This window comes from Tardiphaga robiniae (assembly GCF_001618955.1).
Lineage (GTDB): Bacteria > Pseudomonadota > Alphaproteobacteria > Rhizobiales > Xanthobacteraceae > Tardiphaga > Tardiphaga robiniae_A.
On sequence record NZ_LVYV01000001.1, the window covers coordinates 943,194 to 960,981 of the forward strand.

Annotated in this window: 15 protein-coding genes and 1 pseudogene; 11 read left to right on the forward strand and 5 right to left on the reverse strand. The window is 61.6% G+C overall.

Annotated elements, in window-relative coordinates; translation table 11 throughout:
• Positions 1–65: 65 nt before the first annotated feature.
• The gene (locus A4A58_RS04445) at positions 66–4,031 is read left to right on the forward strand and encodes a BTAD domain-containing putative transcriptional regulator (protein WP_068730112.1); all 3,966 of its coding nucleotides are present in this window, start codon (positions 66–68) and stop codon (positions 4,029–4,031) included.
• On the opposite strand, the gene A4A58_RS30730 is transcribed toward A4A58_RS04445, so the two are convergent.
• Positions 4,028–4,180: a hypothetical protein gene (locus A4A58_RS30730; protein ID WP_158005647.1), complete on the reverse strand. Its 153-nt coding sequence runs from the start codon at positions 4,178–4,180 to the stop codon at positions 4,028–4,030. The genes A4A58_RS04445 and A4A58_RS30730 overlap by 4 nt on opposite strands.
• Positions 4,181–4,252: 72 nt before the next feature.
• Between A4A58_RS30730 and A4A58_RS31635 the strand changes: the two genes are divergently transcribed.
• Complete coding sequence (locus A4A58_RS31635) at positions 4,253–4,387, forward strand: hypothetical protein (protein ID WP_283804890.1); 135 nt, start codon at positions 4,253–4,255, stop codon at positions 4,385–4,387.
• A gap of 16 nt (positions 4,388–4,403) precedes the next feature.
• Positions 4,404–4,592 (forward strand): annotated as a pseudogene (locus tag A4A58_RS29545) (DMT family transporter); the annotation flags it as partial.
• 273 nt (positions 4,593–4,865) lie between these two features.
• Here the strand turns inward: A4A58_RS29545 and A4A58_RS04450 are convergent.
• From A4A58_RS04450 to A4A58_RS04460, 3 genes are all read right to left on the reverse strand, one after another.
• On the reverse strand, positions 4,866–5,744 hold the full coding sequence (locus tag A4A58_RS04450) for a sulfurtransferase (protein ID WP_068730115.1): 879 nt from the start codon (positions 5,742–5,744) through the stop codon (positions 4,866–4,868).
• Between the two features lie 128 nt (positions 5,745–5,872).
• Complete coding sequence (locus tag A4A58_RS04455; RefSeq protein ID WP_068730455.1) at positions 5,873–7,012, reverse strand: acyl-CoA dehydrogenase family protein; 1,140 nt, start codon at positions 7,010–7,012, stop codon at positions 5,873–5,875.
• 67 nt (positions 7,013–7,079) lie between these two features.
• Positions 7,080–7,622: an OsmC family protein gene (locus A4A58_RS04460; RefSeq protein WP_068730117.1), complete on the reverse strand. Its 543-nt coding sequence runs from the start codon at positions 7,620–7,622 to the stop codon at positions 7,080–7,082.
• 236 nt (positions 7,623–7,858) lie between these two features.
• Here A4A58_RS04460 and A4A58_RS04465 point away from each other — a divergent pair, with 236 nt between their 5' ends.
• From A4A58_RS04465 to A4A58_RS04500, 8 genes are all read left to right on the forward strand, one after another.
• A complete protein-coding gene (locus A4A58_RS04465; protein WP_068730119.1) occupies positions 7,859–8,542 on the forward strand; it encodes a TetR/AcrR family transcriptional regulator in 684 nt (227 codons plus the stop codon).
• Positions 8,543–8,716: 174 nt separating this feature from the next.
• Positions 8,717–11,674: a 2-oxoglutarate dehydrogenase E1 component gene (locus A4A58_RS04470; RefSeq protein WP_068730121.1), complete on the forward strand. Its 2,958-nt coding sequence runs from the start codon at positions 8,717–8,719 to the stop codon at positions 11,672–11,674.
• Positions 11,675–11,790: 116 nt separating this feature from the next.
• Complete coding sequence (gene odhB / locus A4A58_RS04475) at positions 11,791–13,035, forward strand: 2-oxoglutarate dehydrogenase complex dihydrolipoyllysine-residue succinyltransferase (RefSeq protein WP_068730123.1); 1,245 nt, start codon at positions 11,791–11,793, stop codon at positions 13,033–13,035.
• Positions 13,036–13,047: 12 nt separating this feature from the next.
• Complete coding sequence (locus A4A58_RS04480; RefSeq protein WP_068730125.1) at positions 13,048–13,479, forward strand: VOC family protein; 432 nt, start codon at positions 13,048–13,050, stop codon at positions 13,477–13,479.
• Positions 13,476–14,222, forward strand: coding sequence for an SDR family oxidoreductase (locus A4A58_RS04485; RefSeq protein ID WP_068730127.1), 747 nt, complete (start codon positions 13,476–13,478; stop codon positions 14,220–14,222). The genes A4A58_RS04480 and A4A58_RS04485 overlap by 4 nt, the downstream gene beginning before the upstream one ends.
• Positions 14,223–14,267: 45 nt before the next feature.
• Positions 14,268–15,671: a dihydrolipoyl dehydrogenase gene (gene lpdA, locus A4A58_RS04490; RefSeq protein WP_068730129.1), complete on the forward strand. Its 1,404-nt coding sequence runs from the start codon at positions 14,268–14,270 to the stop codon at positions 15,669–15,671.
• A gap of 38 nt (positions 15,672–15,709) precedes the next feature.
• Positions 15,710–16,240, forward strand: a complete 531-nt coding sequence (locus A4A58_RS04495; RefSeq protein WP_068730456.1) for a hypothetical protein — start codon at positions 15,710–15,712, stop codon at positions 16,238–16,240.
• 27 nt (positions 16,241–16,267) lie between these two features.
• Complete coding sequence (locus tag A4A58_RS04500) at positions 16,268–17,161, forward strand: alpha/beta fold hydrolase (protein WP_068730457.1); 894 nt, start codon at positions 16,268–16,270, stop codon at positions 17,159–17,161.
• A gap of 4 nt (positions 17,162–17,165) precedes the next feature.
• Here the strand turns inward: A4A58_RS04500 and A4A58_RS04505 are convergent, their stop codons facing one another.
• Positions 17,166–17,756, reverse strand: coding sequence for a DUF4337 domain-containing protein (locus A4A58_RS04505; RefSeq protein WP_068730131.1), 591 nt, complete (start codon positions 17,754–17,756; stop codon positions 17,166–17,168).
• Between the last annotated feature and the right edge of the window lie 32 nt (positions 17,757–17,788).

Consider the following 17,788-nt stretch of genomic DNA (forward strand, 5'->3'; position numbering starts at 1 on the left):
AGAGCGAGGCAAGATCGATTTCATCCAAAACTGCTACAGCTTGGAGAAAAGCTGGAAGCCGAGCAGTGGAAGCAGTTAGCCCAAGGATCAATCTTTCACTTCTGGGCCGCTTCGTCCTGACCGGGCCCGATGGCGTAATAAGCCTGCCGAACAAAAAGCTCGCTGCACTGCTGAGTTATCTGGGCTGTATGGGGCCTGCGCCCCAGCCGCGCGAGCGGCTTTCGACGCTCCTATGGGGCTCCCACTTCGACGCCCAGGCCCGGCAGAACCTGCGGCAGGCCCTTTTCAAGCTTCGTCAGGTTATTGGCTCGGACGCCATCAACAGCGATGGCGAGTTCGTATGCCTGAATCCAACCGTGGTGTCGTGCGATGTCGGCCGGTTCGAGGCACTCATCCGGGATGGTAGCCACGATGCGATGCATACGGCGGCAAATCTCTACCGGGGTCCATTTGTGGATGACATTATCGGTGTCAGCGAAGAGAGCTGGAGCGAGTGGCTAGCCGGCGAACGCGAGCGGCTCCAGGAACTAGCTTTGAACGCACTGGTCAGCATCGGCGGCCAAGAGTTGACCGCCGGCCGTATCGACCAAGCCTTGCAGGCTGGCCAACGAGCCCACGCTCTCAACAACATGCGGGAAGACGTCCACCGTTTAATCATGCAGGCGCTCGTCGCCAAGGGCCGTAGGACCGAAGCGCTGACGTATTATCTAGATATCGTTTCGATGTTGAAGCGCGAGCTCAGCACCGAGCCAGATGCTGCAACGCGGGCGCTCGCCTCAGAAATCCGAAGCGGTGGAGCGGCCGACACGCCAGAGGCGAACCTCTTCGAGCCGCAGCATGCCGGGCCTGCCGTCGCTGAAGCATTTCCCACGTCTACGTACGCGGTAACTGCGGCGAACGTCGATGATCTCGAACAACGCCAGTTGACGATACTTGTCTGCAAATTGGTCGGCTCGCTTTCCGATCGGCTCGATGCGGAAGATGTCCATGATCTGATCACGGCATTCCACAGGATGATTGCAGAAATAGTCGCGCAGTTCGACGGATTCGCCGCGCATTATGAAAGCAGCGGCGCACTCATCTATTTCGGGTATCCCACTGCGCGTGAGCATGACGCCGAGCAAGCGGTTCGCGCTGGTCGTGCCCTTCTAGATGCTGTCCGCACCTTAAAAACCTCCTTCGGCGCCGCGCTTCAGGCCAGTGCCGGAATTGCTTCCGGGCTCGTAGTTGTGGGCAAATGGCGGGGGGCCGGCAATATGCAGCAGCGGGTTGCGATCGGAGATACATCGGACATGGCGACGCGGCTGCAAGCCGCGGCAGTGCCCGGTGAAGCGTTGATTGCCGCCAGCACGCGGCGGCTGGTGGGGCAGATGTTCGACTGCCGCGCACGCGATCCCATCGAGGTGAAGGGACTGCCGCAACCGGTGGAAGCGTGGCAGGTGCGCGGCGAGACGGCCGGCGTCAGCCGGTTCGAGGCCCGACGCGCGGGTAAGCTGACCCCGCTCGTTGGACGGCAGGAAGAGATCGAGCGCCTGTTGCGCCGCTGGGATCAGGCCAAGCTCGGCGAGGGTCGGGTCGTCCTGCTCTCCGGCGAGCCTGGTATCGGCAAATCGCGCATTGCCGAAAGCCTGCTGCGCAGGCTCGACGGCGAGCCGCATACCCGCATTCGCTATTTTTGCTCGCCCCACCACGCGCAGAGCGCGCTCCATCCGTTCATCGCGCAGCTCGAGCAGGCCGCGGGATTCGAACCGAGCAGCGACTTCAGCGCGAAGCTCGAGAAATTGGAGGCCCTGCTAAAGCCGACGGCGAAAAATCTGCCGCGCGACATGGCGCTGATCGCCGAGTTGCTGACGCTGCCGACGGATGGACGCTATCCGGCATTGGCGGTCAGTCCGCAGCAGAAGCGAGAGATGACACTCGCGGCACTGCTCGACCAGCTCGACGGCCTGACAGCGAAGAGCCCCATCCTGGTCGTGTTCGAGGATGTCCACTGGATCGATCCAACTTCACTCGACCTGCTCGATCGACTGGTCGCGCGCGCCGCTAACCTGCCGGTGTTGCTGGCCGTCACGTTCCGGCCAGAACTCGAACCAACCTGGGTCGGCCAGCCGCATGTTACGATGCTGCTCTTGAGCCGACTTGGACGTCATGACAGCGCCGCCATCATTGGTGGCGTCACCAAGGACAAACCGCTGCCGGACGTCGTCACCAATCAGATCCTTGCGCATACGGATGGCGTACCACTGTTCATCGAGGAATTGACGCGCACGCTGCTCGATAGCAGATTGTTGCGCGAGACGACGGACCGCTACGTGCTCGATGGACCGCTGCCACCACTCGCGATCCCGACCACGCTGCAAGCTTCGTTGGTCGCGCGCCTCGACCGGCTTGGCACGGTCAAGCATGTGGCGCAGATCGGCGCCGCGATCGGACGGGAGTTCTCCCACGAGCTGATTGCCGCGGTGTCCGCCATGCCCCCGATGGACCTCGACGCGGCACTGGAACGGCTGACGGCGTCCGGCCTCATCTCCCGACGCGGAACGTCGGCGGACGCGACTTACGCGTTCAAACATGCGCTGGTCCAGGACGCCGCCTATATCACGATGCTCAGGAGCCGGCGGCGACAGTTGCATGCAGACATCGCCAATGTTCTGGTCGAGCGGCTTGCGGCGACGGTAGAACGCGTGCCCGAGGTGGTCGCCCACCATTTCACCGAGGCCGGGCTTGCTCGTGAGGCGATCGACTTTTGGCTCAAGGCGGGTCGGCTTGCCCATGTACGATGGGCGCTCCGCGAGGCTGTCGAATTCTTCGAACGGACGCTGGAGGTTCTCGCGACACTGCCGGAGAGTCGGTCGACGCTGGAGCAAGGCTTCGATATCCGACTCGACTTGCGTCAGTTGCTAGTCCGGCTCGGCGAAGTCGGGCGGGCGCTGGAACGCCTGCGTGAAGCGGGGACGCTCGCCGAGCGGATGAACGACGAGGGCCGGCGCGGCCGAGTCTGCGCCGTCATGACAAGTATGCACGGCGGGCTCGGCGAGCTGGACGACGGGCTTGCGTCCGGCGCTCGCGCGCTGGAGATCGCGGGGCGCCTCGGGGACCTCAGGCTTCGCATCCTTGCCACAAGTTTTCTCTCGCAGGTACGCTTCTTCCGCGGCGATCATGCCCGGGTGGTGGATCTGACCACCGACAATCTTTCCGCTCTGCCTACCGGTTGGGCCTTGGAGAATTTTGGAATCGCTGCTCCGCCATCGGTTCACGACCGTGGCTACCTGATCATGAGCCTGGCGGAACTAGGCCGCTTCGCCGAAGCGGCCGGGCCTGCAGCCGAAGCGATCCGGCTCGTCGCACCGCTGCTGGATGCCTACGCCGTCGGATGGGCTCACCTTACCGATGGGACGGTCCACCTGCTGCGGGGCGAGTGGGCACAGGCGCGCCCAGGTTTCGAGCGTGCAATGGCGGTGATCAGGGCGGGAAATCTCCCTCTCCTGCTTTCCCTGTCGGTCGCCTTCTCCGCCTGGAACATGGCGCAGCTTGGCGACGCCAGCGAGGCACTGAGCCGGCTTCAGGAAGGTGAGCAACTCGTCGAGCGTCAGGTCGCGACCGGATATGTCGGGAATCTCGGATGGCTCTATCCGTGGCTAGGTCGGACAGCGCTGTTGCTGGGGCGTCTCGACGACGCGCAGCGGCTCGGCACCCGCGCACTGGAAGCCTCGCCGCACCAGGCCGGGTTCGCGGCTCATGCGCTGCATCTTCTCGGCGAGGTTGCGACCCACCCCGACCGGTTCGATGCCGAGCGCGGCGAGACTCATTTTCGCCGGGCGCTGGTACTCGCCGAAACGCGCGGCATGCGTCCGTTGGTCGCCCACTGCAAGTTCGGCCTCGGCAAGCTTTACCGGCGTAGCGGCCCCCACGCGCACGCGCAGAAGTATTTCACCAGCGCGGCCGCACTGTACCGCACGATGGACATGCCGTTCTGGCTTCAGGAGACCGAGGCCGAGATGCAAAGCGACATTCGTCGCAGCGCCTCTTAAAGCCTCAGCTCTTCGTCGATGACGGCGATTTCATAGCAATAAGTCAAATGGCCGAGTGGTGTGATCGACAGCGCCGTCAGTGAGCTGTTGAAATGAGCATCCTTCGGCACAGATGAAACCGCCTCATGTGCACCGAGGTCGAATGCCATCAGTCGACGTTACGGCACGGTCCAATTTGCAGCAGAGACCGGACATTCGCTGTTCGAATGTTATGGAATACGGTGTCGACTAATAAAGAGCGCAGCCGGTCGTTTTCCGTGGCTTTGATGCAGGCTGGAGGCGTTCGCGCGCCCATCCGCGTCTCGCCATCGCCGGCACGACTTGGTACGACGCTGGTGGACGTGCTGAAGGGCTGAGCCGAGCTCGCTTGAGCTGGGCATCTACCTTGTGCCCCGCCTCGGCGCGGCAACGTTCTTTGCGCTCCTGATCACCGGGCAGATGCTGGGATCGATGATCTTCGACCATTTCGGGTTGCTTGGTGTGCCCGTTCAACCCGCCGGATTGATCCGCTTTGCAGGAGCGGCTTGCCTGATCCTGGGCGTGATCCTGATCAGGCATTGACGCGCAGGCAGAACGTCCGTCGGCCTGTGTCAGTTCGATCCGGTCGCACGACGCGCGCTTGTGCGAGGATGCGCTTGCCGACAGCACAAAGCCCGTTCGTGAGAGCGGACCTTTTGTTTTCGCGCTACACACTGTCATTCCGGGACGGGACTGGCGCCAGAGGCGACAGGACCGGGCCCGGAATCTCGACATGGAACGATGAACATTTTGGGATTTCGGGATGCATCAGCCGGCTCCGCCGTCTGATGCATCCCGGAATGACGAGCGTGGTGGTTACGCCGCCACCGCCTGTTTCTCGCCCACCACCGGCAGGCCTTCCTCGATGGGATACTTCACATCGCGGCTCCATTCATTCCACGACCCGAAATACATTCGCACATCGGCGACGCGGGCGTTCTTCAGCGCGAGGAACGTGTTCGACGCCCGCGCGCCCTTGAAGCAATAGAGATAGACCGTGGTTGCCGGCGTGATCCCGACAGTGGCGCATTCGGCGAGGATCTCGTTCTTCGACTTGAAGCGCGGACCTTCCGATGTCGGTTTCATCATGCGGTACCATTCGATCCAGACCGCGCCGGGGATGCGACCCATGCGCGGGCAGAAATCCTTGCCATAAGGCGAGGAGCTTTCGCCGATCCATTCATCAACGTCGCGAACGTCGAGGATCGCGATTGACGGATTGTCGAGTGCGGCCTGCATGGTGCCCGCATCGATCAGGATCGAGCCGGCTTCCGGTTTGATCGCAAACGAAGCCGCTGTCGGCGTCGGGACATCAGTCGTCGTCGGCAGACCCTTCATGGTCCAGGCTTCAAAGCCGCCGTGCAGCACCTTGATCTTGGGATAGCCGAGGAATTCAAGCAGGAAGTAGCCACGGCAGGACTGGCCGAAGCCGGAATTCATCGACTGTTCGTAGATTACTGCAGTTTCGCTGCCGGACAGGCCGGCACCGCCGAAGGCCGCGGCGAACTTCTTCTTCAACTCGTCCATACCTTCGGGCGTCGAGGTCGCGAGGAACGTGAAGATCTCGTGGAGATTGACGGCGCCGGGGATATGCCCGGCCGCATAGGCATCGGGATTACGCGTGTCGATGATGACACAAGGTTCTGACTTCATGAACGTGACGAGGTCGTCTGCGGAAATGAGAACTTCAGCCATTGAAAGCCTCCATTGTGTTGAACCATCGTTGTTGAGTCGTTTGTGCTGGATCGCCTGTCGTTTCGCCGTGAGGTGAAGAAATTCGTCTTCTGGTCTTGGCATGATCGGGGTCATTGGCATGACCGGAATCACGCCCCGCCCTGGTCTCCCTGATATTCGCGCGCATTGTCTGCGAGCATTTTTCTGAGTTGCTTGGTGGCGGGGGTGACGATCGCCACGAAATAAGACTCGCGCAGCCGGCGCTGCGCACGATGAGATTTGAGATAGCCGCGCGCGCCACAATGCAGCATCGTTGCATGCGCAGCGGCGACCGCGGCATCGCCCGCGCGCAGACGCAACTCGACGACGCTGCGCCAATAGGCATTGCTCGTGTCAAAGGGTGTGGCCGCGAGCATCATCGTCTCGGCCTCCATTTTCGCGAGAAGCCCGGCGAAATCCTCGGGCTGCTGTGGCAGGAAGCAATTGACGTGGGCGAGCGATGGCTTAACGCTATCCATGATAGCCACGCAATCGCGCAGCAGTCCGAGGCCCATGCCCATCTGCATGAGGATGAAGCCCGCGCGAATTTTCTTCACGAACGGCATCGCGGGCGCCGCGAGCACCTGATCGTCTGGAATGAAGACATCGCGGAATTGCACGGCGTAGGTGCCGGTGCCGTCCATCGCGAGGAACGGCTTGCACGGCGTCAGCGACAGATTTTCATCGGCGCAATCGGCGAGGAACATCACCTTCTCGCCGGAGCCATCATCGAGTTCGAAGATGGTGCCGAACATATGGTCGGGGCCGAGATTGGACACCCATGGCAGCGCACCGCGCACGATATAGCCGCCGTCGGTACGCCGGCCCTTCAGCTTGAGTTTCTCGATGCCGAAGAAGCTCTTCATCGGATTGGAGAGGCCGGTGCCGCCGAGCAACTTGCCGCTTGCGGTGTCGCTCAGATACTTCGCCTTCAGCGCGGCATTGTCGGAATTAAGGATGTACCAGACCAGCGTGTTCTGACACCACGCCATGAAGGCCGTCGCACCACAGGTCTCACCGATGGTGGTGATGCCCGCGATCGTCTCGCCGAGATCCGCGTGTGCCGACCAAGCGCCGACATCGCCGAGATGACGTAGCGCCCGGTCTGGATAGATCGTGCCTTCATCGATCTCCAAAGCGATCGGGGAAAGATCGGTGCGCGCGACGGCAGCTATTCGCTCGACGAGCGACGGTGTGTCGCCGGTCACTTCAATATCGTCAGATTTCCGCAGCACTGCCGTCGTGGTCATGTCGATCTCCGTCACGCGCAAGGAAGAGAGACTGCGGCCGCATCGCTGCGGCCGCGCAAACTCACATTCAGGCAAAGACTTCGAGATTGACCGGACGCGTGAAGGTGTTGGCCACAGGCGACCACTTCTTGACATGATCGATCAGCGCATCGATCTCGACCTGGGCAACGCCTTCGCATTCCATGTCGACCTTGATGCGCACATCGGTAAAGCCGACCGGCTTCTCGCTGATGTCGCCGGTGCCCCAGACAGCGGTGATGTTGAGATCGCCTTCGAGCTGCAATTCGAGCTTGTTGACCGTCCAGCCGCGATGCACGGCATTGGCGTGCAGGCCGACGGCGATGCAGGAGCCAAGCGCCGCCAATGACGCCTCTGACGGATTCGGCGCAGTGTCGTCGCCGAGCAGCGCCGGCGGCTCATCGACGATGTAAGGCGGCAGGTTGCGGATGTAGTTGGCGTGGCGGAACTTGCCCTCGGCCACCGTTTTGCACTTCAGCGTCTTAATGACATTGGGATTGGCTTTGCCGTTGGCGATCAGTTGTTCGAGGCCGCCTTTGTCGATCGGCGCGAGGCAGCCGGTCAGGGCGGTTTTGGCGGCAACAGCAGTCATTGGTTTTCTCCCTTGCAGATTGGAAAGATACAGAACGTTCTGTAGCTTTGCAGAAACCGTGCCAGCGTCTGCCGATGCGAGAACCATTGCGGGATCAGCGAGTTGCGGAACTGATGCGAAATGGGGCAGAGGCCGAACTGCCGCTTAGCGCGGCAAATGCGTATTTACCCGCTCGAATATTGGTCAGGAACCGATGATCGCTTGCGCCGCGCGCGCGCCATGACATATGACAGGGCATGACTGATGCGATGCCGCAGGCTGTCGAAAGCAATGCTCCGCAGGTAACGCCGCGGGAGCGGCTGATGGACGCGGCAACAAGGCTGTTCTGCAAGAATGGCATCAATGCCACCGGCATCGACGCCATCGTCAGTGAGGCTGGCACGGCCAAAACCACGCTCTACAAGAACTTCAAATCGAAGGACGATCTCGTCGACGCCGTGCTCAAGGCGGAAAGCGAGGCCTGGCGCGGCTGGTTCATTGCAGCCGTGGAACGCGCCAAAACCCCGCGTGAAAAGCTGGATTCGATCTTCCCCGCGCTGAAGAGCTGGTTTGCCGAAGAGACCTATTATGGCTGTGTTTTCATCAATGCAGTCGGCGAGCACTCCAAGGACGAAACCCGGCTGCGCGACATCACGATCCGGCATAAATCGTTCGTTCTCAAGCACATCTCCGGACTGGCCGAGGCTGCCGGCGCCAAGAAGCCGGACTTTCTCGCGCACCAGATCGGCCTCTTGATGGACGGCGCCATCGTCGCCGCCATGGTGACCCGCGATCCGACCGTCGCGGACGCCGCCGGCATGGCCGCCAATGCCCTGCTCGACGAGGCCTGCGGACCGCCCAAAATCCGCCGCACCCGGCGCGCCGGCCTGCAAGGCGGCGCTGCCGCTTTGGCCAAGGAAGACCTCAGTGTCGTCGACTGAAATCAGCGGACAAAATCTCGCGCACAAAGAATTGACGAAATATTCAGTTCTTCGTGCTTTTCAGGGCGCACATTCGGATTAAATAGGGTAGAAGCTCGCTCGACTTTAGGATGATCCGGCAACCGGATCAGCCCTCGCTAAAATTTCCGCGCGATACCAAATCAGGACGCCATCATGTCTCGCCAGGACGCGAACGCCGCCTTTGCACTCTCCTCATTTCTGCAAGGCGCAAACGCCACTTACATCGACGAACTCTATGCCCGTTACGAAAAGGACCCCTCCTCGGTCGACGCCGAATGGCAGGAGTTCTTCAAGAGCCTGAAGGACTCGCCCGCCGACGTTCAAAAGAACGCCGAAGGCCCGTCCTGGGAGAAGGCCAACTGGCCGCTGACGCCCAAGGACGACCTGACCTCCGCCATGGACGGCAACTGGGCCCAGGTCGAGAAGGTGATGGGCGCCAAGCTCGCCGCCAAGGCCGCGCAGCCAAGTGCTGCGGCACCGACCGGTGACATCAATCAGGCGACCCGCGATTCGGTGCGCGCCTTGATGCTGATCCGCGCCTTCCGCATGCGCGGCCATTTCCACGCCAATCTCGATCCGCTGGGCATCGAAGGTCAGAAGGATCACGAGGAACTCGATCCGCGCTCCTACGGCTTCACCGATGCCGACTACGACCGCAAGATCTTCCTCGATAACGTCATCGGCCTCGAATACGGCACGCTGCGTGAGATCGTTGCTATCCTGCAGCGCACCTACTGCCAGACCCTCGGCGTCGAGTTCATGCACATTTCCAACCGCGCACAAAAGGCGTGGATCCAGGAACGTATCGAAGGTCCGGACAAGGAAATCAGCTTCACGCCCGAAGGTCGCCGTGCCATCCTTCAGAAGCTGATCGAAGCCGACGGCTTCGAGAAGTTTTGCGACGTCAAGTTCACCGGTACCAAGCGCTTCGGCCTCGACGGCGGCGAATCGCTGATCCCGGCGCTGGAACAGATCATCAAGCGCGGCGGCAGCTTGGGTGTCCGTGACATCGTCGTCGGCATGCCCCATCGCGGTCGCCTCAATGTGTTGACCCAGGTGATGGGCAAGCCGCACCGCGCGCTGTTCCATGAATTCAAGGGCGGTTCGGCCAATCCGGACGAGGTCGAAGGCTCGGGTGACGTCAAGTATCACCTCGGTGCCTCGTCGGATCGCGAGTTCGACAACAACAACATCCATCTGTCGCTGACGGCGAACCCGTCGCATCTTGAAATCGTCGATCCCGTGGTGCTCGGAAAGGTCCGCGCCAAGCAGGACCAGAATGGTGATCCGCCGGACCAGCGTATTTCCGTGCTGCCGCTCCTGATGCATGGCGATGCGGCCTTCGCAGGTCAGGGTGTGGTTGCGGAATGCTTCGCACTGTCGGACCTGAAAGGCTATCGCACCGGCGGTTCGATCCACTTCATCGTCAACAACCAGATCGGCTTCACCACCTATCCGCGTTACTCCCGCTCGTCGCCCTATCCGTCCGATGTCGCGAAGATGATCGATGCTCCGATCTTCCATGTGAACGGGGACGATCCGGAAGCGGTGGTGTTCGCCGCCAAGATCGCGATCGAGTTCCGGCAGAAGTTCCACAAGCCCGTCGTCATCGACATGTTCTGCTATCGCCGCCACGGCCATAACGAAGGCGACGAGCCGGCGTTCACCCAGCCGGTGATGTACAAGAAGATCGGCGCGCATCAGTCGACGCTGGATATCTATGCCAAGCGCATCATCGCCGATGGCGTGATGACCGAAGGCGAAATCGACAAGGCGAAGGCCGACTGGCGCGCCCGTCTCGATGCCGAGCTCGAAGCCGGCGCCGGCTACAAGCCGAACAAGGCCGACTGGCTCGACGGCAAGTGGGCCGGCTTCAAATATGCTGACCAGGAGGAAGATCCCCGCCGCGGCGTGACGGGCGTCGACGTCAAGACGCTGAAGGAGATCGGCGCCAAGATCACCAAGGTGCCCGATGGCTTCCGCGTTCACCGCACGGTGCAGCGTTTCCTCGACACCCGCGCCAAGGCGATCGACAGTGGCGAAGGCATCGACTGGGCGACCGGCGAGGCGCTGGCATTCTGTACCCTGATGGAAGAAGGCCACCATGTCCGGCTGTCCGGCCAGGACTCGGAGCGCGGCACCTTCTCACAGCGCCATTCGGTGCTGTTCGACCAGGAAGACGAAAGCCGCTACACGCCGTTCAACCACCTCAAGCCCGACCAGGGTCACTACGAGGTCATCAACTCGCTGCTGTCCGAAGAAGCCGTGCTCGGATTCGAATACGGCTACTCGCTGGCCGAACCGAAGGCGCTGACGATCTGGGAAGCTCAGTTCGGCGACTTCGCCAACGGCGCGCAGGTGCTGTTCGACCAGTTTATCTCGTCGGGCGAGCGCAAGTGGCTGCGTATGTCGGGCCTGGTGTGCCTGCTGCCGCATGGCTATGAAGGCCAGGGACCGGAGCATTCCTCCGCTCGCCTCGAGCGCTTCCTGCAGATGTGCGCGGAAGACAACATGCAGGTGGTTTATCCGACCACCCCCGCGAACTACTTCCACATGCTGCGTCGTCAGTTGAAGCGTGAGATTCGCAAGCCGCTGATCGTGATGACGCCGAAGTCGCTGCTGCGCCACAAGCGTGCGGTGTCGAAGCTGAGCGAGCTCGGCGACAATACCACCTTCCACCGCGTGTTGTTCGACGATGCGGAGAAGCTGCCGGACGAGAAGATCAAGCTCGTGCCCGACAACAAGATCCGTCGCGTCGTGCTGTGCTCCGGCAAGGTGTATTACGACCTCTATGAGGAGCGCGAGAAGCGCGGCATCGATGATGTCTACCTGATGCGCATCGAGCAGCTCTATCCGGTGCCGCTGAAGACGCTGGTGCAGGAGTTGACCCGCTTCAAGGGTGCGGAATTCGTCTGGTGTCAGGAAGAGCCGCGCAATATGGGCGGCTGGCATTTCATCGAGCCGTATCTTGAATGGGTGCTCAACCAGATCAACGCCACTCACAAGCGTCCGCGTTATGCCGGCCGCGCTGCTTCGGCAGCGACCGCCACCGGCCTGATGTCCAAGCATCTCGCCCAGCTCAAGGCCTTCCTCGACGAAGCGCTCGGCTAAGCCTCCATCCTGTTGGCGAATGCCCCGCACCCGCGGGGCGTTCGCATATCCGCATTGATTTCAAGTTCAGGCAGGGATGACCGAGCGGGTCGCCACGCCACAAGAGGAAATAGACAATGACTGAAATTCGCGTTCCCACGCTCGGCGAATCCGTGACGGAAGCCACAATCGGCCGCTGGTTCAAGAAGGCCGGCGATGCCGTCGCCGTTGACGAACCGTTGGTCGAACTCGAGACCGACAAGGTCACGATCGAAGTGCCGGCGCCGTCCGCTGGCGTGCTCGGCGAAATCGTTGCCAAGGATGGCGAGACCGTTGCTGTCGGCGCGCTGCTCGGTCAGATCACCGATGGCGCCGGTGGCGCCAAGCCGGCTGCAGCTCCCGCGAAGCCCGCTGCCCCGGCTCCGGCCGCTGCACCCGCCGCTGCTACGCCTGCTCCCGCTCAAAAGTCTGCCCCCGTCGATGCGCCGCTGGCGCCGTCGGTCCGCAAGATCTCGGCCGAGAGCGGCATCGATGCCGCCACCGTCCCCGGCTCAGGCAAGGATGGCCGCGTGACCAAGGGCGACATGCTCGCTGCGATCGAAAAGGCTGCGTCGGCACCGACACCAATCAATCAGTCTGCCGCCGCCGTGCAGGTACGTGCGCCGTCACCCGCTGACGATGCTGCCCGCGAAGAGCGCGTGAAAATGACGCGCCTGCGTCAGACCATCGCGCGTCGCCTCAAGGACGTGCAGAACACCGCCGCGATGCTGACGACCTTCAACGAGGTCGACATGACCAACGTGATGGCGCTGCGCTCGCAGTACAAGGATGTGTTCGAGAAGAAGCACGGCACCAAGCTCGGCTTCATGGGCTTCTTCACCAAGGCCTGCGTGCAGGCGCTGAAGGATATTCCGGCCGTGAATGCCGAGATCGACGGCACCGACCTGATCTACAAGAACTACTATCACGTCGGCGTCGCCGTCGGCACCGACAAGGGCCTCGTGGTCCCCGTGGTGCGCGATTGCGATACCAAGTCGATCTCCGACATCGAAAAGACCATTGCAGATTTCGGCAAGCGCGCCCGTGACGGCCAGCTCAAGATCGACGAAATGCAGGGTGGCACCTTCACCATCACCAATGGCGGCATCTACGGCTCGCTGATGTCGACGCCGATCCTGAACGCACCGCAGTCGGCCATCCTCGGCATGCACAAGATCCAGGAACGTCCGGTCGTGGTCGGCGGCAAGATCGAGATCCGCCCGATGATGTATCTGGCGGTGTCCTACGATCACCGCGTGATCGACGGCAAGGAAGCCGTGACCTTCCTCGTCCGCGTCAAGGAAAGCCTGGAAGATCCGGCCCGTCTCGTTCTGGATCTCTAACCCGAGGTCGCCATGGCGTTCGGACCGAACCCTCCGCCAATTCAGGCCCACCTTTGCGTCAAGGGTGGGCTTGAGGCCATTGCCTTCTATGAGAAGGCGCTTGGCGCGAAGTGTTCGTTCCACACAATGGCCGACGACGGCAAGCGGGTCATGCACGCCAATCTCGAAATGTTCGGCAGCGAAGTTATGCTGCATGACGAATTTCCCGAGTTTGGTGGCCACATCCTATCGCCGCAGACCCGCGGCGGCGCCGGCATGACGATCAATATCAATCTGCCCAAGCCTGAAGATGTCGACGCCGCGATTGCCCGTGCGGAAACATCAGGAGCAGAAGTCGTGATGGCGCCTCAAGATGTTTTCTGGGGTGCCCGCTACGGCACCATTCGCGATCCATTCGGACACATCTGGTCCTTCAACGCCGCACTCACCGGGAGCGCCGCATGAGCGACGACGTCGTCATCATTACTGGCGGCAGCCGCGGCATCGGCCGTGCCACTGCACTTCTGGCGGCGGCGCACGGCTTCAAGGTCGTTGTCGGCTATGCCAGCAACGAAGCAGCAGCGAATGAGGTCGTTTCGAAGATCGAAGCGACCAACGGCAAGGCTATCGCCGTGAAATGCGATGTCGGCTCGGAGGCTGACATTCTCGCGCTGTTCAAGGCGGCCGACGCCTTCGGACCGCTTGGTGCTCTGGTCAACAATGCCGGCATCGTGGGCCCCTCCATCCGCGTCGATCAGATGACTGCCGAACGCATCGCCAACATGATGACGGTGAATGTCACCGGAAGCATTCTCTGCGCCCGCGAAGCCGTAAAGCGGATGTCGACCAAGCACGGCGGCAAGGGCGGAGTTATCGTCAATCTGTCATCGGTAGCCGCCAAACTGGGCGCGCCGAACACCTATGTCGACTATGCCGCGTCGAAGGGCGCGATCGATTCCTTCACCATCGGCCTCGGACATGAAGTCGCAGCCGAAGGCATTCGCGTCGCCGGCATTCGACCCGGTTTGATCGATACTGATATTCACGCGTCGGGCGGCGAGCCGGATCGCGCGCATCGTCTTTCCGTCAACGTACCGATGAAGCGCGTCGGCACTGCGGATGAAGTTGCCAATGCCATCGTCTGGTTGCTGTCGGACGAGGCTTCTTACGTCACATCCACCATTCTCGACGTGTCCGGTGGCCGCTGAGGCTCTGACACCCCATATCATCTGAAGACAATACAGGACTGCATCATGGCTTCTTACGACCTCGTTGTTATCGGCACCGGACCCGGTGGTTATGTCTGCGCGATTCGCGCGGCCCAGCTCGGCATGAAGGTCGCCGTCGTCGAGAAGAACAGCACGCTGGGCGGCACCTGCCTGAACATCGGCTGCATGCCTTCGAAGGCTTTGCTCTATTCGTCAGAGCTTTTTGAGGAAGCCGGCCACTCCTTCGCCAAGATGGGCATCAAGGTGTCCGCCCCGACACTCGATCTTCCAGCGCTGATGAACTTCAAGCAGCAGGGCATCGACGGCAACGTCAAGGGTGTCGAGTTCCTGATGAAGAAGAACAAGATCGACGTCGTGATGGGCACCGGCCGTGTGCTCGGCACCGGCAAGGTCGAAGTCACCGGCGCTGACGGCAAGGCCCAGACGCTGGAGACAAAGAACATCGTCATCGCTACCGGCTCTGACGTCGCGAAGCTGAAGGGCATCGAGGTCGACGAGAAGCGCATCGTGTCGTCGACCGGCGCGCTGTCTCTCGACAAGGTACCGGAGAAAATGATCGTGGTCGGCGCCGGCGTGATCGGCCTCGAGCTCGGTTCGGTGTGGCGCCGCCTCGGCGCTGAAGTCACCGTGGTGGAATTCCTCGACCGTATCCTGCCCGGCATGGATGGCGAAGTCGCCAAGCAGTTCCAGCGTATGCTCGAGAAGCAGGGCATGACCTTCAAGCTCGGTGCCAAGGTCACCGGCGTCGATACGTCGGGTAAGAAACTGAAGGCGCAGATTGAGCCGGCCGCGGGCGGCGCTGCCGAGTCCATCGAAGCCGATGTGATTCTCGTGGCGATCGGCCGCGTCGCTTACACCGAAGCGCTTGGCCTCAAGGAAGCAGGTGTCGAGCTCGATGAGCGCGGCCGCGTCAAGATCGACCATCACTTCTCGAGCAACGTGAAGGGCGTCTACGCGATCGGCGACGTCGTCGCGGGCCCGATGCTGGCGCACAAGGCGGAAGACGAAGGCGTCGCCTGCGCCGAGCTTCTCGCCGGCCAGGCCGGTCATGTGAACTATGACGTGATCCCGGGCGTCGTCTACACCACGCCGGAAGTCGCTGCCGTCGGCAAGACCGAGGAAGAGCTCAAGGCTGCCGGTATCGCTTACAATGTCGGCAAGTTCCCGTTCACTGCCAATGGCCGCTCCAAGGTCAACCAGACCACCGATGGTTTCGTGAAGATTCTCGCAGATGCGAAGACCGATCGCGTGCTCGGCGTGCATATGATCGGCCGCGAAGTCGGCGAAATGATCCACGAGGCCTGCGTGCTGATGGAATTCGGCGGTTCCGCCGAAGATCTGGCCCGCACCTGCCATGCCCATCCGACCCGCTCCGAGGCGGTGAAGGAAGCGGCATTTGCGGTAGCCAAGCGCGCTATCCATATGTGAGTCACGGCCGGCGCAACGCCGGCTGGGAGACGAACACCATGATGCGACGCGTGCTGCAGCCGCTATGGTTCTTCCTCGCCTTGATCTTCCTGATCGAGGCGTGGCTGTGGGATCATCTCGAACCGGTCGTCGCACGCATCGTTGCAGCGATTCCGCTGCGCGCATTCAAGGAATGGCTAGCCGCGCGAATCGCGCGGCTATCGCCAATGTTGACGCTGGTCGTGTTTGTTATTCCGGCGATCCTGCTGTTTCCGTTGAAACTGGCCGGCGCCTGGCTGCTCATGCATCAGTATTGGATCAGCGCTTTCGCGCTCATCGTGTTCAGCAAGTTTCTCGGCGTCGGCGTCGCCGCGTTCATCTTCGATGTGACACGGCCGAAGCTGTTGCAGATGAACTGGTTTCGGAAGCTCTACGAGTTCGTTCTCGACATCCGCCGCCGGGCCGGCGAATTGGTCGCGCCTGTTACTGCAAGAATCAAGGCGACGATGGCGATGTTCCGCTCCAATTCATCATCGCGTTGGATGCGACTGGTACAACGGCTGCGTCATCGGGCGCATTCGGCGCGGTAGACCGAACGGGAGAGCGACTTGGCTGAACTGGCACGCATCCAAACTCCCCTTCTCGATATTGCTTATGAACATAGCGGACCGGAGGGCGGGATGCCCGTGATCCTTCTGCACGGCTTTCCCTACGACATCCGCGGCTATGACGACGCGGTTGGCATCATTAACGCTGCCGGCTTTCGTACCATCGTGCCCTATCTGCGTGGCTATGGGCCCACGCGCTTTCTCTCCAACGCGACCATCCGCTCGGGGCAACAGGCTGCGCTCGGACAGGATCTGCTGGAGCTGATGGACGCGCTGCGGATCGGCAAGGCTGTCGTCGCCGGCTATGACTGGGGCGGACGCGCAGCCTGCGTCGTCTCTGCGCTATGGCCCGAACGCGTACATGGCCTTGTCAGCTGCACCGGCTACAACATACAGGACCTGACGAATGCGGCGCGGCCATTCGCGCCCGAGCAGGAAGCGCGACAGTGGTATCAGTATTATTTCCATACCGAACGCGGCCGCAACGGCCTGATCCAGAACCGCGACGCACTGGCCAAACTGCTCTGGAAGATGTGGTCGCCCAGCTGGGCGTTCGACAACGCGACATTCGAGCGTTCGGCGTCGGCCTTCGACAACGGTGACTTCGTCGATGTGGTCGTGCATTCCTACATGCACCGTACCGGCAGCGTCGCCGGCGATCCGAATTATGCTTTTCTGGAAACGCAACTCGCAACGCAGCCGAAGATCGATGTTCCGACCATTGTGCTACACGGCGCTGATGACGGCGTGGGGCCGGTGAAAGGTTCGGAGAATCACGGCCAGTATTTTACGGCACACTATGAGCGCCGTGTGATCCCGGGCGTCGGGCATAATGTGCCGCAGGAAGCGCCCAAGGTGTTTGCCGAAGCGGTCCTGCAGCTATGCCGGACCGCTTCGGCTTAAGTCATTACATGAGGTGAACCGCATGCGGCGCGAACAGGCCGATCGCGGTGAAGGCGACGCCGGCAATCGCCAGTGCACCTGATACCCAGGCCAGCGCGATCATACCGGTGATGATCGTGGCCGATGCCAGCACGATGCCGATCTGGAATGCGGCGGAGGCCACTTCATAGTGATGATAACGCGCCATTGCGAGGTCGCGCGCATGCTCGGCCTCCTTGGCACGGGCGGCGAGTTGTTCGGAGCCTTCGCCAGTCTCCGGCTCGGAGCGATAACGATCCGCGGTCTTCTTCCAGTCATCGATCTGCTTGGACAGTGCGGCCTTGGCGGCATCGTCACCCATCAGGCCGAGGCTGAGCCTGGCCTGGTCCGAGGTCGCCTGAACGACGGTGCGGCGGATGCTTTTGGCCTGGAAGAACGCCCAGAGGTTGGATGCTTCGACGTTCTTGCTGATGGATTCGGTTTGCGCGCCCTTGCCGAGTGTTTCCGAGAACGCCAGAAACAGCGCGATCACGGCAATCAGCAGTGCAATATTCTTGTTCGAGCCGGACGCATGCTCGGCATGCTCCGCGTGCTCCATACTTTCGTGCGCGCCCATCGTAATCCCCTCCGGTTGGTCGATGTGTCGAT

What these genes read in the sequence shown, in the direction of transcription:
- A4A58_RS04485 (WP_068730127.1), top strand. Translation starts at nt 13,476, where the DNA reads ATGAGCGACGACGTCGTCATCATTACTGGCGGCAGCCGCGGCATCGGC.
- A4A58_RS04505 (WP_068730131.1), bottom strand. Translation starts at nt 17,756, where the DNA reads ATGGGCGCGCACGAAAGTATGGAGCACGCGGAGCATGCCGAGCATGCG.
- A4A58_RS30730 (WP_158005647.1), bottom strand. Translation starts at nt 4,180, where the DNA reads ATGGCATTCGACCTCGGTGCACATGAGGCGGTTTCATCTGTGCCGAAG.
- A4A58_RS04450 (WP_068730115.1), bottom strand. Translation starts at nt 5,744, where the DNA reads ATGGCTGAAGTTCTCATTTCCGCAGACGACCTCGTCACGTTCATGAAG.
- A4A58_RS04455 (WP_068730455.1), bottom strand. Translation starts at nt 7,012, where the DNA reads ATGACCACGACGGCAGTGCTGCGGAAATCTGACGATATTGAAGTGACC.
- A4A58_RS04470 (WP_068730121.1), top strand. Translation starts at nt 8,717, where the DNA reads ATGTCTCGCCAGGACGCGAACGCCGCCTTTGCACTCTCCTCATTTCTG.
- A4A58_RS04460 (WP_068730117.1), bottom strand. Translation starts at nt 7,622, where the DNA reads ATGACTGCTGTTGCCGCCAAAACCGCCCTGACCGGCTGCCTCGCGCCG.
- A4A58_RS04465 (WP_068730119.1), top strand. Translation starts at nt 7,859, where the DNA reads ATGACTGATGCGATGCCGCAGGCTGTCGAAAGCAATGCTCCGCAGGTA.
- lpdA (WP_068730129.1), top strand. Translation starts at nt 14,268, where the DNA reads ATGGCTTCTTACGACCTCGTTGTTATCGGCACCGGACCCGGTGGTTAT.
- odhB (WP_068730123.1), top strand. Translation starts at nt 11,791, where the DNA reads ATGACTGAAATTCGCGTTCCCACGCTCGGCGAATCCGTGACGGAAGCC.
- A4A58_RS04480 (WP_068730125.1), top strand. Translation starts at nt 13,048, where the DNA reads ATGGCGTTCGGACCGAACCCTCCGCCAATTCAGGCCCACCTTTGCGTC.
- A4A58_RS04495 (WP_068730456.1), top strand. Translation starts at nt 15,710, where the DNA reads ATGATGCGACGCGTGCTGCAGCCGCTATGGTTCTTCCTCGCCTTGATC.